A 14,161-nucleotide genomic window follows, 5' to 3' on the forward strand; every position below is an offset into this window, starting at 1 on the left:
GAGTTAGAGCATTTTTCTTATGAACAGGCGCTAGGTTGCGCTGACTGACCCAGTCAGCCGCAATGCAGGATCAAGGGTCCACGGCGGCCTGCAAACTATGTTCTTGAACTAAACATGGGGAGGCCGGCCTATCTTCCGATCATAGGAAGAATACGCCAATTCAAAAGAAAAGTGCTCTAGAAACTCCAGATTTGTGGGATCAAGGTGACGGCGATGGCGAAGCAAATGATGTTTAGCGGTCCGCCGACCTTTATGAAGTCCGAGAAACGGTAGCCACCAGCACCGTAGACGTAGGTGTTGGTTTGGTAGCCGATTGGTGTTGAGAAGCTTGCTGAGGCGGCGATCGCGACCGTCATGAGGAAGGGTTTCATGTCGACGCCGAGTGTTTGTGAAATGCCGACGGCGAGGGTCGCCATGAGGACTGCGGCGGCGTTGTTGGAAAGAACCTCAGTGAGGATGTTCGTCAGCAAATAGAGGCATGCTAGCATGACGTAGGGACGAACTTCCTCGGTGGTGAAGAGGGTGACTGCCGATATTAGGTGATCGGCCAACCAGGTGGAGGCTCCCGTTTCGGCCATGGCCATACCTAGGCTGAGCATGCCGAAAATGATAAAGAGGATGTTCCACTGTACCGCTGCGTAGCCGTCTTTGGGGCGGAGGCAGTTGGTGAGGAAAAGGAATGCGCAGGCGATAACGGCGGCGACTTCGATTCCCGCGAATCCCGATGAGGCGCAGGCGACAACTCCGGTGATGGCGGCGATGACGGCGAAGCTTTTGCGTTTGTCGGATTTGGAAGGGACCGCCCGGTTTTCCATGAGGATGATATCCTCGCTGCCGCTCATGTTTTGGATGGCTTCGTCGGTACCGAGGAGCAGGAGGGTGTCGCCGAATTCGAGCCTTAGAGTGCCCAGCTGGTCGCGCAGATTTTTGCCGTTTCGGTGGATCGCGAGAACGACGAGTCGGTAACGTTGGCGAAAGTTCACCTCTTCGAGGGTTTTGCCCAGAATCTCGGAATTGGGACCGAGAATTCCTTCTACGATCAAGCCTTCATGGGCGTTGATGTGCTCGAGTCCGAGCTCCCGTTCGGCGGCGAGGTCGATGCCTTCGATGCTGCGGGCTTGGGCAAGTCCAGAGGCGCGGCAGGCGAGGAAGAGGCGGTCACCGTCCATGAGCTTGATTTCGTGCATGCGGCCTTGGAGGGAGACGCCTGAACGGACGAGATCGATGACGCGCACGCCGCTGGTGCGTTTGAAGCCTGCTTCCTTGAGCGTTTTTCCGATGGCGGAGGAGTCTGAGTTGACGAACGCTTCCGCGATGTACTCGCGGCGTTCCTCTTCGGAGAGGATCGAGGTCAGCGTTTCACGCCATGGGAGTAGTTTGTTGCCGAATACGAGCAGGTAGAGGATTCCGGCCCCGAAGAGCGGAATGCCGATGAAGGCGAATTCGAACATGCCGAGGGCCTCTCCGCCCACTCCTTCGGCGACGCCGCTCACGATGATATTGGTGCTGGTGCCGAGGAGAGTGCAGGTGCCTCCGAGAATGGAGGCGTAGGAGAGCGGGATAAGGACCTTTGAGCCGGCTACACCGATCTTGCTGGAGAGCGTGAGCACGATCGGGAGCATTACGACGACCACCGGGGTATTGTTGATGAAGCCGGAGAGTATCCCGACCAAGACCATGATGATGAGCAGGAAGGGCCGGTAGGTGAGCTTGCTTAATCCTTGCAGCTTCTGGCTCATCGAGGCGATCAACCCTGTCTTATCGAGGGCGGCGCTAAGGATGAACATCGCTCCTACGGTGATGGGAGCTTTGTTTGAAAACACTTTGAAGGCTTGCTCGGAAGAGAGAATTCCGGAGGCGAGCAGGATCGCGAAGACGGAAAGGGCGGTGACATCGGCAGGCACCTTTTCCCAGACGAAGCTGACCAGGGTCAGTACTAGCAGGACGAATACGAATGCGATTTCCCAAGTCATTGGAAGGTATTAGCGGGGCAGAGGATCTGTTTTTAGCTCGCTGTGCAGCTAGGTCAAGCTGCGGCTGGCTGCGGGTACCAGACGTATAGGAAGAAGTAGACGAGCACGCCGGTGATGGATACGTAGAGCCAAATGGGGTAGGTGATGCGACCCCATTTCCTATGAAGTTCGCGTCGGTTCTTGATACCGAGGTAGGCTGTCCGGAAAACGAGCACGGGGATCGCTGCTGCTAGCAATACGTGGGTAAGCAGCATGATGTAGTAGACGTAGCGAATTGCTCCTTCGCCGGCGAAGGGCGTATTGGCGGCTCCCATGAGCCACTTGTGGTAAAGGTATCCTGCGAGAAAGGCCCCGGACACGAGGATGGACGCTCCCATGAAGAAGCGATGAAGTCCCTCCTTGCCGAGTTTGATTGAAGTGATCCCGGCGATGATCAGTACGGTGGCGACCGCGTTTAGGGAGGCGTTGAGAGCTGGGATGTCGCTGGTTTCCATGATTCGACTCTAGAAGAGTATCCAGCGGTCAATTACGAGCGTAAAAAGGACTGCTGGCAGGTAGAAAATCGAATTGAAGAAGAGCTTGCGCGCAGAGCTGTCGCGGTTGGAAGCGGTTGCGAAGGTTATGGACCTCACGAGCATCCAGATGCCGAATACGGCTGCCACGGTGGTGTAGAGCCAGCTGCAGAGCCCGAGGAAGATAGGGAGAACGCTCACGGCGAGCAAAGCGACAGCGTTGATAGTCGCCCAAATGCCCGCTTTCCGCCCGCTCGGGTCGACTACGGTGAGCATGGGGAAGCCGGCGGATTCGTAGTCTTTGCGGAACGTCCAAGCGATCGCCATAAAGTGAGGGATTTGCCAGAAGGAGAGGATTGCGAAGAGAATCCAGCCCAGGGCGGAGATGCCACCTTCTGCTGAAGCCCAGCCAATGAGCGGTGGCAGCGCGCCGGGAAGGGCTCCGATTTCCGTGGCCCAGCGGGTTTTTAGCTTCAGGGGGGTGTAGATCGCGGTGTAGGTGAGAATGGTGGCGAAGCCGAGGGCGCCAGCGAGGTAGTTCGCCCCAAAGGTGAGGGCGGCGACCCCGATGATGGATAGGGCGACGCCGAGCCACAATGCGATGGAAGGAGAGACTTGGCCGGCTGGCAGAGGGCGCTCGCGGGTGCGCTTCATGAGAGCGTCTGTCCCGCGTTCGATATATTGGTTGAGCGTCGCGGCTCCGGCGGCGCAGATGGCGGTGCCGCCTAGGAAGAAGATGAGAACGCTCAGGTCACGCTCCGGCAAGGCGGCGAGGTAGCCGACGAGGGCGGTGATGACGGAGAGCAGGCTGAGGCGAGGCTTGGTGAGCTCGTAGTAAGCGGACCAGGCGATGGCTTTGTTTTCGGAACGCTCGGACAAAGTGGAAGCGGGAGTCAGGTCGACTCTTTCTGTAGGTTCTAGGCTCACGCTTATGCTGTTTGGCCGACTGTCGACGGTGGTTTGCCTGTCCGGCTGTTAGCGGCAGCGACCGGTGTGGCGGCCTGGTTAGAAATTGGTTTCGAGCTTCTGTACGTCATTGACCAGCAAAGGGCTAAGGTGAAAGCCCCGTTGAGCATATGCAAGGTCGTGACGTGTTCGTTGCGCACTTTCCAGATAACGAGCGCTCCAAGCAGTACTTGTATTAACAGAAGCGCTAGCAATCCGGCGGCCGACTTGCCTAACGCTTTGCGTCCGGCGGCGTCTTTCCAGACGCGGATGCAGAAGAGGACGATGGCGATGGTGACGATGACTGCCCCGACTCGGTGGGCGAAGTGGATGCCGATCGCGAAATTGAAAACGGGAGGTATGAGGGTCTCGTGCGGCGTGAGCGGAAACGTGGGAATGGCTAGCCCTGCATGGGCGTGACGCATGATGGCGCCGACTATGAGTTGGAGGACGATGGTCCCGCATGCCAGGTAGCCGTAAGTGAGGAGACTGCTGGAGGGCTGGGCGCTGAAACCAGCGTTTTTTTCGATCCAGGAGCGACTGTTGGAAATGACGAATGCGACGAGCAGGCAAAGGAAAAGCTGAGCGAGCGTGGCGTGGGCGACGGCGAAGCTTTGAGCGTAGAGGTTGTGGTCGATCTGCAGGTTGAGGGTGTCGAGCTTTACTCGAAGACCGCCTAGCAGCCCTTGGAAGATGACTAGCACGACCAGCCAGTTGCCCATCTTTCGCGAATTTTTAGCGGCTTTGCCGAGGTGAGCAGCGACGCAAAGCCCGATCGAGAGAAGTCCCATCACCATGCCGAGGAGCCGGTGAGAGTGCTCGGCTGCCATGTCCTTGTTTTCCAGCCAACCGTCCGGGTTTATGGAACCGTTGGAGAGCGGCCAATCGAGGAATGCCATTCCTGCCCGAATCGTGGTGGTGAAACCGCCAGCGTAGAGGAGGAAAGTGATCCAGACCAGCGACGCGAAACCGAACCAGAACAGGGCTGGTCGGTAGCAAGTTTTCTCTAGGCTGTCGGCTTTTGCTGGCATCTTCGTTACGGATCGTTTGTTTACCGTGGCGTCATGAATAGCAGTCCTGTGCAATATCCTTCTTTCGGGTTTCATCGTCTCGCGAAGAGCCCCTTTTTCCGAATTTTGCTGGTTGCGTCGGCTTTGGCAGGGCTTCTGGGATGTGGTCAAAAGGAGGAAAGTCAAGAAGATGAAAATGAGGAAGGGCACGCTCTTCTAGGAGTGGTTCAGGCCGTAAACCCCGAGACTCTTGAAATGACGGTGGCCCACGAGGAGATCCCCGATTTCATGCCTCCGATGACGATGGTCTTCCGGGTAGGACTGGGAGACGTGAAGGTTTTTAAGAAAGGCGACCAGATTCGAGCTCGTATGGTACGTGACGAGGATGGCGGATTTAGGTTGATCAAGATCTGGAAGATCGACGACGAGTCGGCCGAGGTGATGCGCCGGGTGAATAAACGCCTGGCCAAGCAGGTAGACGATCTCGGGAGCGGCTACTATCTCGCGGAAGGCGATGCGTTTCCGGAGTTCGCTCTGCTCGACCAGTATGGAGAAACCGTCACGCCGACCCGCTACAAGGGGAAGCCGTTTGTGCTGAACTTCATCTTTACTCGCTGTACCGATGGGGAGATGTGTCCGCTTTCCACCTCAAAAATGGCCCGTTTGCAGAAGATGGCAGCCGAAGAGGGCTTGCAGGATTTGGAGTTTGTCTCGGTGACTCTCGACCCGAAGTACGATACGCCTGGTGTTTTGCGTGCTTATGCGGATGGCTACGGGATCGACGGTTCGAATTTTCGTTTCGTGACCGGAGAAAAGGAAATGGTGCGTCGCTTGATCAAGAGCATGGCGGTGACTCACATCGAAGATGAGGACGACATCATCCACTCGCTCGCGACGGTCCTAGTGGGCAGGGATCGTGAGATCGTGAAGCGCTCCACGAAAAAAGCGTGGGATCCAGAAGCGTTTTTGGAAGCGGCGAGGGTGCTTTAGTCCCAGACGATCCCCTCGCATTTGATCGGGGACTCGCCGGAGAGGTCTAATCCGAAATGGCTTGAAAGAGTTTCGGCTAGATGCTCGGGCGATTGGACTAGCTGCGTTTTGAGCAGACCGTTTTGAGATCGAATGGTCAGTTCGCGATTGAGAAGAACGGTGCGGGTGCCGTTTTCGACCTTGCAGACGATTAGTCGCTTCTTGAAAGCTGAGGTCGGGTGGGTGCTGGTAAACCAATTGGCGATTTCGTAGTCGATCGATGAGGCAGGGGCTTCGTTGATATGGTAGACCTCTTGCCAGCATTCTTTGAGATAGATCTGGTGTTTGAAAACGCCGGCTTGTCGTACGATTCGGCGCGGTTCGTAGGCGTCATGCTGAGTTTGGTCGTTGTGAAGGAGAATCGGCTCGATTAGACCGATTCCGCCGAATCCGACGTCGGCGAGATAGGATTCGCCGCCGATCTGCACTTCTAGGACTTTGTGAGTTTGCCCGGTTTGGGTCTCTTCAGGCGTTTGCCATCGCACTCGACTGATTCTTGGCGTGACCTTGAACCCGATCGTTCGAAGAACCGCTGCGAAGAGCCCGTTTTGCTCGTAGCAATAGCCACCTCTTCGGTTGTGAACCAATTTTTGTTGGATGGAGTTGAGATCGAGCTTGATCTCTCGTTCGAACAGCACGTCTAGGTTTTCGAAGGGAATCGCCGCTAAGTGCAGCTGGTGAAGTTCGGTCAAAGTTTCCAAATCCGTTGAGGGAGTCCCGGTGAATTGGATACGTTGGAAATAGGCGTCTAGGTCGATGGTTTCAGACATTTGCTGGAAATGCTCGTTGCAGCGCGGAGCTGCTTACTCGTGGCGGAGTGATTCTACTGGATGTAGGTTCGCTGCGCGGAGGGCGGGCAGGAAGCCGAATCCGATGCCGATTAACGAGCAGACGCCCACCGCGACTGCGATCCAAAACCAGGGGAGGATTACGGTGGCGTTGAACTGGACGGCGATGATGTTGCCGACGACGATACCCAGGGCGATGCCGATTGCGGCTCCGACCTCTGAGAGGAAGATTGCCTCGAGGAGGAATTGAGCGAGGATGCTCTTTTTTCGCGCTCCGAGAGATTTTCGCACGCCGATCTCGCGAGTGCGTTCGGTCACGGATACGAGCATGATATTCATTATCCCGATACCCGCGCAGACGAGAGCGATTCCGCTGATGAGGAGTCCACCGGTTCCTACGATAACCGCGATTTCGGCAAAGGCAGCTCGAAGGGCCGCGTTGGAGGTGATTTCGAAATTGTTCTCCTCTTCTGGTTGGAGTTCGCGAGCGAAGCGCATGTTGCCAATTACGATGTCCTCGACTTCGTCGATTTGGTCGACCGAATCGGCTTGAATCGCGATCTCCATGCTTCGTCGGCTATGCCAATTATTCTGCACGAATTTGGTATGGGGAATGAGGGCGATGCCGTCCATGGAGTTGCCGAAGATCTCGCCTCGTTCGGCGAGAACACCGACGACGATGTATTTTTCGCCGTCCATGTTGATCTGCTTGTCGATGGGGTCTTCGTTGATGAAGAGTTCATCCAAGATCTCTCGACCAATGACGACGACGGGGCGATTAAACTCGATGTCAGCTGGGGTGATGTTGCGTCCGAAATCAAGTTCGTACTTATTGGTGATGAGGAAATTCTCGTTTGTGCCAATAATTCGGATACGCGGCTGGGTCTTTAGATCCCGGTAGGTCGCCCGTTCGTTTCCGTCGCTCGCGGACAGGGTTGTGGGAATGCCGATCGCATCCATTTCCTGTTTAAAGATATCGGCTTGGCGGGGAGAAATTGGTTCGCGACCACGGTGTCTGCGGCGTGATCCGTGTCCGATTTGTATAGCTGGATCCTTCGTTACCTGAAGCACGTTTGCCCCAAACACGTTGAGGCTGGTGTCGATACTGTGTCGGATGGCGGAGAGGGCGGTCATCACGCCTACGACGGAGAATACGCCGATGGATACACCAAGGATGGTAAGAGACGAGCGAAGGAAGTTCGCTCCAAGAGAAGCGAAGGCTTGCTCGATCAAGTCGCTGAGACGCATCTTTCGCTTACTCATGACGCAAGGCGTTTGCGGGTTCTAGACGAGAAGCCATCCAAGCGGGGATGAATCCGGATAGGATCCCAGTCGTGACGGATAGGGAAACGGCGAGGATCATTAAGTTGAAGGAGAGGCTCGCGGGGAAATTGGGCGCGTAGTGGTCGAGAATGGTCTTTGATCCAAAGGCTAGTAGGAGCCCCACCAGCCCGCCGAGCAGGCAGATCGACACAGCTTCCATGAGAAACTGGGTGAGTATGGAGCTTCGCCTCGCTCCGATCGCTCGGCGTGTACCGATTTCTTTAGTACGTTCCTTTACGCTCACAAAGGTGATGTTCATGATACCGATGGCGCCCACGAAGAGCGCGAGTCCGGTAATGATAAAGCCGGCGACTGCGATTCCCGCCTTTACGGGGCCGATGGTGTCTTCCACTGCGTCGGATGCGTTGACATCGAAATCGTTTTCTTCGCCAGCTTCAAGTCCGCGTACGCGACGCATGGCTCCGATTATCTCATCGCGCGCTTCTTCTCGATCAATCTCAGGTTGTTTGACGACACGAATGGAAGTGCCGTTCCAGTAGCGGTGGCCGATGAAGAACTTCCGAGCGGTGGGGAGCGGAACGATGGCTTGGTTGTCGAAACTTTGCAGGCCGAGAAAACTCCCTTGGCTTTCAAGGACGCCTATCACGGTGAATTTGATGCGGGAGATTTTGACGCGTCGGCCAAGAATTTGATCTATTTCTTCGTCGGGAAAGAGGGCTTCCATGACGCCGGATCCTAAGATGACAACGTTTTGCCCGCTTGAGGCTTCGGTTTGAGTGAAGAAGCGGCCTTCTGCAATGTCTGCGGTGCTGATGTAGCTAAAGTCGGATGTGGTCGCAGTAAACTGGATACCGTTTGCGGTTTGATCCTCGTACGACATGTTGCGTCGAAATCCGATGGTGGGTACCGCGATTACGAGTCCGGTGTTTGGCGTTTGGGATATGATCTCGTTTATTTCGTCGGCATAGTAGGATTCCATGTTCTGGCGCCTGATGTATTTACGCCAGTCATCGCCGACATTTCTCCAGGGGAATTTTTCGATGTAGAAATGATCGTCGCCTAGCATGGCTAGGCTGTTGCGGAATCCTGTATCCAATCCGTTCATACCTACGCCGATCAGGATGACCGCCCAGACTCCGATGATAACGCCTAGGGCGGTTAGGAGCGAGCGCACTTTGTGCTCACGCAACTGCTCGCCTGCGATTCGAGCGCTTTCCTCGAAATCGTTTAGGGTGCGTCTGATGCGTGAGCGTTTCATTGATGTGGGGGCTTCGTGGCGATAGCCGTTACCTCTTTACGGGTGTGTCGCTTTCGATGAGTCCGTCGCGGAGGCGGACGAGGCGGCGCGCGTGTTGAGCGATGTACTCTTCGTGAGTAACGAGGATGATGGTGTTTCCTTTTTCGTAGAGGCCCTCGAAGAGCTGCATGATTTCCTCTCCGGTTTTTGAATCAAGGTTTCCTGTTGGTTCGTCGGCGAGAATGATGGAGGGCTCGGTTACAAGCGCTCGGGCGATGGCGACGCGTTGGCGTTGTCCACCCGAAAGCTCGTTTGGCCGGTGTTCGATGCGGTCGCCAAGGCCGACTTGTTCAAGGGCGTGTTGAGCGCGTTCGGCTCGTTCCTTTTTCGCGAGGCCTGCGTAGACGAGGGGGAGCTCGACATTGCGAAGAATGGTGGCGCGCGGTAGGAGATTGAAACTTTGGAATACGAACCCGATGCGGCGATTGCGGATGTCGGCGAGCGAGTCGTCGTCCATTTTGGCGACATCTTCTCCTCCGAAATAGTATTGTCCCTCGGATGGTGTATCCAAGCAGCCAAGCATGTTCATGAGGGTGGACTTGCCGCTGCCAGAGGGGCCCATGATTGCCACGTAGTCGTTTTCGTAGATCCGTAGATCCACACCGTCGAGTGCGTGGACTTTGGCTCGGCCGAGATCGTAGATCTTTTTAACGCCGGTGATCTGGATGATGCTTTCGCTCACTTGGCGTCTTTTTTGCCTTTCTTCTTTTCGGCGATCTTCACGGCTTTCTCGTGTTCGAGCTCGCGGGTTAGGACGCGGTAGCCGCCGGTTACGATCTGTTGGTCGACTTCGACTCCGGATTTGATTTCGATGAAACGGTTGTCCGCAAGCCCGGTTTCCACGCGAGCAAGGGTGACTTGGTCGCTGTCGAAGACGAAGACAACGCGTTCGAGACTGTCCCGCTTTTTGTTGGATTTCTCGGGGGCTTTTTTGTTGTCGCCATCTTCGGGTTTCGATTCGTCCGATTTTTCGCCGAGCTGCTTTTTTACCTCATCCTTGGAGCGCACGGTGACGGATTGTAGTGGCACTTTGATGACGTCGCTCACTGTTTGGGTTTCGATGTCGGCGGTAGCTGTCATTCCAGGGCGGATACGGTCGTTCGGATCGGTCAGGCGAACTTTAACTTCGAAGGTTGTGAGCTGGTCGCTGGCGTTGTTTCCGCCTTTTGCAGAGTTGGCGATTTCGGATACCTCTCCCTTGAATTCGTCGTCGGGAAGGGCATCGATTTCGATGGTCGCGGGATCGCCGATTTTGACTTGCACGATGTCGGTCTCGCTGACGTCGACACGGATTTCCATGTGAGAGAGGTCGGCTACACGCATGATCTCTGTTCCGGCGAATTGGCCTGTCCCGACAACGCGATCGCCGAGTTCGGAGCTGAGGGAGGTGATGGTGCCTCCGATGGGGGAGTAGGTAGTGGCCTTCGCAAGTGAGTCGCGAGCTTCTTTGAGTTGCATCTCCTGTTGTTCGATACGGGAGAGGGTTGCCTCGTAGGAGGCTTGGCTGATCTCTCGCATGGTCTCGGCCTCGTCGAGTTGCTCTTGGGTTGTGAAGCCTTTTTGGAAGAGGTTGGTTTGGCGTTTTAAGTCGAGCTCAGCCTGGAGCATGCGTGCTTTGGCTTCGGAGGAGTTCGATTTGCTAGCTCGCAGAGCGGCTTCCTGTTGGAGGACTTGGGCTTCGAGCCGGTCGGGATTGACGCGGACCAGCAGGTTTCCTTTTTCCACGGTTTGCCCGTCTTTAACTCCAAGTTCGATGATTTCGCCTGCGACTTCTGAGGAAATGCTGACCTCGACTTCGGGGAAGACTTTTCCGGTCGCCGTTACAAGGCTGGTGATATCACCACGCTGAGCTTTTTCGACTGTGACTTCGGTGATCTGGTCGCCCTTGTTGAATTTTGTGGCGAAGGTGATGCCGGCCCCGATGAGCACGATTGCGGAGATCCAATATCGCTTTTTCATGAACTAGTGGAGTTTTTTAAAGAGTGGATGTAGTGGGAAATCAGTTACGGTCTGGGCTCGAGGGGGAATTCCATTCGATACTGTGCCTTTCCAGGGTGGAGCCTTCGACTCGGGCGAGAGCAACTTCGGCCTGGATGGTCGCGAGTTGGGCGTCGAGCAAGCTGAGCTTTGCTTGGTCGAGGTCTCGCTGGGCTTCGAGAAGGATGCGAAAGGTGGAGAGCCCTTCCTCGTACTTGCTTTGCTCTTGTTCGAAGGTCGCTTCTTGTAGTGCGACGACGAGCTTGGCGGCGGAGAGCTGTTGGCGTGAGGTGTCGAGTTCTCGCCATGCGGAGCGGACGGTCCGGAGGAGGTCTTGTTTGATTTCGGCCAGGCGAAGTTCTGCTTGGTCGATGCGGTGCAGGGTTTGGCGAAGTTGGGATTTGGCTCCCCGTTGGCCCCAGGGGAGGTTGAAGACGAGACGGATGCCCCAATCGTCGCCCCTTCGGTCGAAGGCTTCCTCGAAGGAGTCTTTTGCGCTTTCGGGAGAAAGACCGATGTAGGAGCTGGAGAGCGAGAGGTCTACTTGGGGGCGTTTCGCGTTTTTCGCGAGGATGCGCGACTGCTCGAGTTGCTCGAGGATTTCCTCTTGGATGTCGCTGTCGAAGTTGTTGTCGAGGGCGTTTTGTAGGACGATCTGAAAGTTGTCTAGGGTCGCCTCATTATTTGGTAATTGGGAAACTGATACGTTGGTGGCGAGATCGACGGAGTCGTCTAATTCGCCGGTTAAGGAAAGGAGAGCGTCGGTGGCTTCGAGGATGGATTGCTCGGAGCGAATGATTTGTTCTTTGCGTTGGGCGAGGTTGGCTTCGGCTTGGAGTGTGTCGATTTTGGTTGAGAGTCCGAGGCGTTCCCGTTCGCGAGACTCTTCGAGGAGTTTCTCTGAAAGTTCGAGGTTAGACTGGTGGAGATCGCGGCGTTGGTAGGAATCGGAGAGGCGCCAGTAGCTGGATTCGATGTTTTGCAGAAGATCGTAGACGGCGTTGCGTGTTTCGAGGTCGGCAACGCGGGCTTGCGACTTGGCCCGACGGACCGGGGCCAGGTTTACGTCTCGCCCGAAGTCGCGCAAGAGCGGTTGGGTGAATTCGAGGGAGAGCGAGGCGCGCTCGCTGAGTTCGCCCCCGACGAGTTGTCCGAGTTCGGGATTGAAGCTGGAGCCGTCATTGCGAGATTGGTTGGCGCTAGCGGTGAGTTGTCCGCCGGAGGATACTCGTTTGCTCACTCCGAGGGCGTAGGAGCGCGAGTCCGAGGTGGTTTGGTTGGTGCGTCCTTCCGAGTTTTCCCACTCGAGATCGCTTTGACTGAGGTTGGCGCGGGAAAAGACGGTTGGATCGAATTGGGACTCCTGGCTTGTGACCGCTTCTTGGGCGATCTCCGGCTCTAGGCTTTGGATTCGGAGGCCGAGGTTGTTTGCCAGCGCTCGGTCGATGGCGGCACGTAGCGTCAGCTCTTCTGCGAAGGAGTTGTGTGCGAGGAAGGGGCAGGCGAAAGCCAGCGCAGTGGCGAGGGGGAAGAATTTCACAAGAGACGGAAGGGTAGAGTGTTTTGTGACTCTTTGGGAGAGACGACTCTTATCACTACACCAGTATTTCTAATTGGTTTCGTGAAATTTGTCGTCTTTTCCTAATAGAGGCAGACTACTATCCAGTCGTCACTGCAAGCGGAAACGGTTCGAAGGTTTTGCGTTACTAGTGTAACCTCAATTCAGAGCGAATTTTCAAAGGGCGCCGTTTGGCCTAGCTCGTTTGGGCTCTGCGGTCTTTAAGCTCCCGGTTCATCTGATCGTTTAGCTTGTTTCCGATGGGGTAGAGAAGAAGGAATCCAACTGCTACCGCGAATGGGAGGGCTGAGTAGAGCGTGGCGGTGACCTTGATTGCGAACTGGCTATCGAGCGTGTCAGCCGCCCCCGAAACGTATCCGTGCCACTCCATTACCTTTGCCCCAAATGCGGCTCCGAGGGCGAGGCCTGCCTTTAGGGCGAATACGATGCCCGCGAAAACGAAGCCTGTCGCCCTGCGGCCGGTTTTCCATTCGGAGAAGTCGGCGGTGTCCGCGATCATGACCCATAGTACGGGAACGGTGGGACCGTAGGTGGCTGGCCAGAGCATGGAGAGGAAGAAGAGAAGGCCGACCTGGTCCGGGTTTACGAGGAAGATCGAAGCGGTTACGAGGGTGGTGCCGCTCAGGCAAACGATGAACATCGGCTTTTTGCCGAAGGTGTGCACGATTTTCTTGGAGAAAGCGATGCCGATGAGGGTTATGACATTGCCGCACATGCCGAAGACGCCGATAGCGACTGCGGTGCCGTTGGAGTGGTCTGGCTTTACGAGGAGGCCAATGGTATCCAGTATTCTCTTACCCAAGCCGAGCTCTCCGTCGCTCGGCGCGACAAACCCCATCTTGCTGATGAACTCCACAAGTTTGGTTTCCTCCATGTAGAAGCTCATGAAGTAGTACATCGGACCGCCGCGGAAGGCGAGGGTGATGAAGATGAAGAGGGTTACGAAGAAGAGGATGATCCAAGGGCGGTTGCGCTTGAGGTTTTTGATGTCGTCCTTGATGGGGACCGATTTCGTTTGGGGAACGCGCTCTCGGGTGGTGAGGAAGGTCCCGATGAAGAATAGGAAGGAAATCGCCGCGAAGATCCCGATGGTGATGGACCAGCCTTTCGCTTCGTCGCCTCCGCCGAACTTGGCGACCCACGGGATGGTGAAGGATTGAACGACGAAGGCGGCTGACATGGCGGTGAAGAACCGCCATTGCTGGATGCTGGTTCGCTCTTCCGGATCGCCTGTCATGACGCCAGCGAGGGCGGCATAGGGGACGTTGTTCATAGTGTAGACGGCCATGAGCAGGAGATAGCAAATGACCGCGTAGGCTGCGAGACCAGTCGGGCCGAGGTCAGGTTTGGTAAAAGTCAGCCAGAAAACGCCCGCGAATGGGATGGCTGACCACAGGATCCAAGGGCGGAATTGCCCCCAGCGAGACTTGGTGCGGTCTGCGATCATGCCCATGGCTGGGTCAGTGATGGCGTCGAAGAGGCGTCCGCCGAGCAATAGCCAGAAGAGCAAGGTGGGGCCGAGGCCGAAGACCTCGATGAAAAAGGGCTGCTGGTAAGCGAGGAGGACTTGAAAGACGAAGTTCGCGGACCCGTCCGCCAAGCTGTATCCAAATTTTTCGCGCTTCGAGAGGGTTACGTTCGATTCAATGCTCATAAGTTCCGGTGTGTGAGGGGGATGCGATTGAAGGTCTTCTTATGCTCGTTGCCAAAGTTCGTAGGGACTGTTGGCTGTGTGACGAATTCGCTCGGATTTGGGCCAATCTCGGC

12 protein-coding genes are annotated in these 14,161 nt (G+C 55.9%); 1 reads left to right on the top strand and 11 read right to left on the bottom strand.

Annotation, left to right across the window (positions count from 1 at the left end):
- Nucleotides 1–176: 176 nt before the first annotated feature.
- Genes JIN87_RS05920 through JIN87_RS05935 form a run of 4 tightly spaced genes read right to left on the bottom strand, consistent with a single transcriptional unit; the run spans nt 177 to nt 4,461 of the window.
- Nucleotides 177–1,973: an SLC13 family permease gene (locus JIN87_RS05920; RefSeq protein ID WP_200354611.1), complete on the bottom strand. Its 1,797-nt coding sequence runs from the start codon at nt 1,971–1,973 to the stop codon at nt 177–179.
- Between the two features lie 53 nt (nt 1,974–2,026).
- Nucleotides 2,027–2,467: a DUF420 domain-containing protein gene (locus tag JIN87_RS05925; protein ID WP_200354612.1), complete on the bottom strand. Its 441-nt coding sequence runs from the start codon at nt 2,465–2,467 to the stop codon at nt 2,027–2,029.
- A gap of 9 nt (nt 2,468–2,476) precedes the next feature.
- Nucleotides 2,477–3,412, bottom strand: a complete 936-nt coding sequence (gene cyoE, locus JIN87_RS05930; protein WP_200354613.1) for a heme o synthase — start codon at nt 3,410–3,412, stop codon at nt 2,477–2,479.
- Nucleotides 3,413–3,414: 2 nt separating this feature from the next.
- Entirely contained in the window at nt 3,415–4,461 is a 1,047-nt protein-coding gene (locus JIN87_RS05935) for a COX15/CtaA family protein (protein ID WP_200354614.1), read from the bottom strand.
- A gap of 33 nt (nt 4,462–4,494) precedes the next feature.
- Between JIN87_RS05935 and JIN87_RS05940 the strand changes: the two genes are divergently transcribed.
- On the top strand, nt 4,495–5,430 hold the full coding sequence (locus tag JIN87_RS05940) for an SCO family protein (protein WP_200354615.1): 936 nt from the start codon (nt 4,495–4,497) through the stop codon (nt 5,428–5,430).
- Here the strand turns inward: JIN87_RS05940 and JIN87_RS05945 are convergent.
- The 7 genes from JIN87_RS05945 to JIN87_RS05975 all read right to left on the bottom strand — a co-directional run bounded on the left by JIN87_RS05945 (nt 5,427) and on the right by JIN87_RS05975 (nt 14,048).
- Nucleotides 5,427–6,239, bottom strand: coding sequence for an arylamine N-acetyltransferase family protein (locus tag JIN87_RS05945; RefSeq protein WP_200354616.1), 813 nt, complete (start codon nt 6,237–6,239; stop codon nt 5,427–5,429). The genes JIN87_RS05940 and JIN87_RS05945 overlap by 4 nt on opposite strands.
- Before the next feature lie 33 nt (nt 6,240–6,272).
- The gene (locus JIN87_RS05950; protein ID WP_200354617.1) at nt 6,273–7,520 is read right to left on the bottom strand and encodes an ABC transporter permease; all 1,248 of its coding nucleotides are present in this window, start codon (nt 7,518–7,520) and stop codon (nt 6,273–6,275) included.
- A complete protein-coding gene (locus JIN87_RS05955) occupies nt 7,513–8,799 on the bottom strand; it encodes an ABC transporter permease (RefSeq protein WP_200354618.1) in 1,287 nt (428 codons plus the stop codon). Before JIN87_RS05955 ends, JIN87_RS05950 begins: the two co-directional genes overlap by 8 nt.
- 28 nt (nt 8,800–8,827) lie before the next feature.
- Nucleotides 8,828–9,520 (bottom strand): ABC transporter ATP-binding protein, encoded by a 693-nt coding sequence (locus tag JIN87_RS05960; RefSeq protein WP_325176369.1) that lies wholly within the window; start codon nt 9,518–9,520, stop codon nt 8,828–8,830.
- Complete coding sequence (locus JIN87_RS05965) at nt 9,517–10,797, bottom strand: efflux RND transporter periplasmic adaptor subunit (protein ID WP_200354619.1); 1,281 nt, start codon at nt 10,795–10,797, stop codon at nt 9,517–9,519. Before JIN87_RS05965 ends, JIN87_RS05960 begins: the two co-directional genes overlap by 4 nt.
- A gap of 40 nt (nt 10,798–10,837) precedes the next feature.
- Nucleotides 10,838–12,355, bottom strand: a complete 1,518-nt coding sequence (locus JIN87_RS05970; protein WP_200354620.1) for a TolC family protein — start codon at nt 12,353–12,355, stop codon at nt 10,838–10,840.
- 214 nt (nt 12,356–12,569) lie between these two features.
- Nucleotides 12,570–14,048 carry an MFS transporter gene (locus JIN87_RS05975; RefSeq protein WP_200354621.1) on the bottom strand — a complete coding sequence of 493 codons (1,479 nt, stop codon included), beginning with the start codon at nt 14,046–14,048 and terminating at the stop codon, nt 12,570–12,572.
- Nucleotides 14,049–14,161 lie beyond the last annotated feature (113 nt).

It is taken from the genome of Pelagicoccus mobilis, from assembly GCF_016595505.1.
Taxonomy (GTDB): Bacteria; Verrucomicrobiota; Verrucomicrobiia; order Opitutales; family Opitutaceae; genus Pelagicoccus; species Pelagicoccus mobilis.

Coding starts and splice junctions, on each gene's coding strand:
- JIN87_RS05920 (WP_200354611.1), bottom strand. CDS start 1,973: ATGACTTGGGAAATCGCATTCGTATTCGTCCTGCTAGTACTGACCCTG.
- JIN87_RS05925 (WP_200354612.1), bottom strand. CDS start 2,467: ATGGAAACCAGCGACATCCCAGCTCTCAACGCCTCCCTAAACGCGGTC.
- JIN87_RS05935 (WP_200354614.1), bottom strand. CDS start 4,461: ATGCCAGCAAAAGCCGACAGCCTAGAGAAAACTTGCTACCGACCAGCC.
- JIN87_RS05940 (WP_200354615.1), top strand. CDS start 4,495: ATGAATAGCAGTCCTGTGCAATATCCTTCTTTCGGGTTTCATCGTCTC.
- JIN87_RS05945 (WP_200354616.1), bottom strand. CDS start 6,239: ATGTCTGAAACCATCGACCTAGACGCCTATTTCCAACGTATCCAATTC.
- JIN87_RS05950 (WP_200354617.1), bottom strand. CDS start 7,520: ATGAGTAAGCGAAAGATGCGTCTCAGCGACTTGATCGAGCAAGCCTTC.
- JIN87_RS05955 (WP_200354618.1), bottom strand. CDS start 8,799: ATGAAACGCTCACGCATCAGACGCACCCTAAACGATTTCGAGGAAAGC.
- JIN87_RS05965 (WP_200354619.1), bottom strand. CDS start 10,797: ATGAAAAAGCGATATTGGATCTCCGCAATCGTGCTCATCGGGGCCGGC.
- JIN87_RS05975 (WP_200354621.1), bottom strand. CDS start 14,048: ATGAGCATTGAATCGAACGTAACCCTCTCGAAGCGCGAAAAATTTGGA.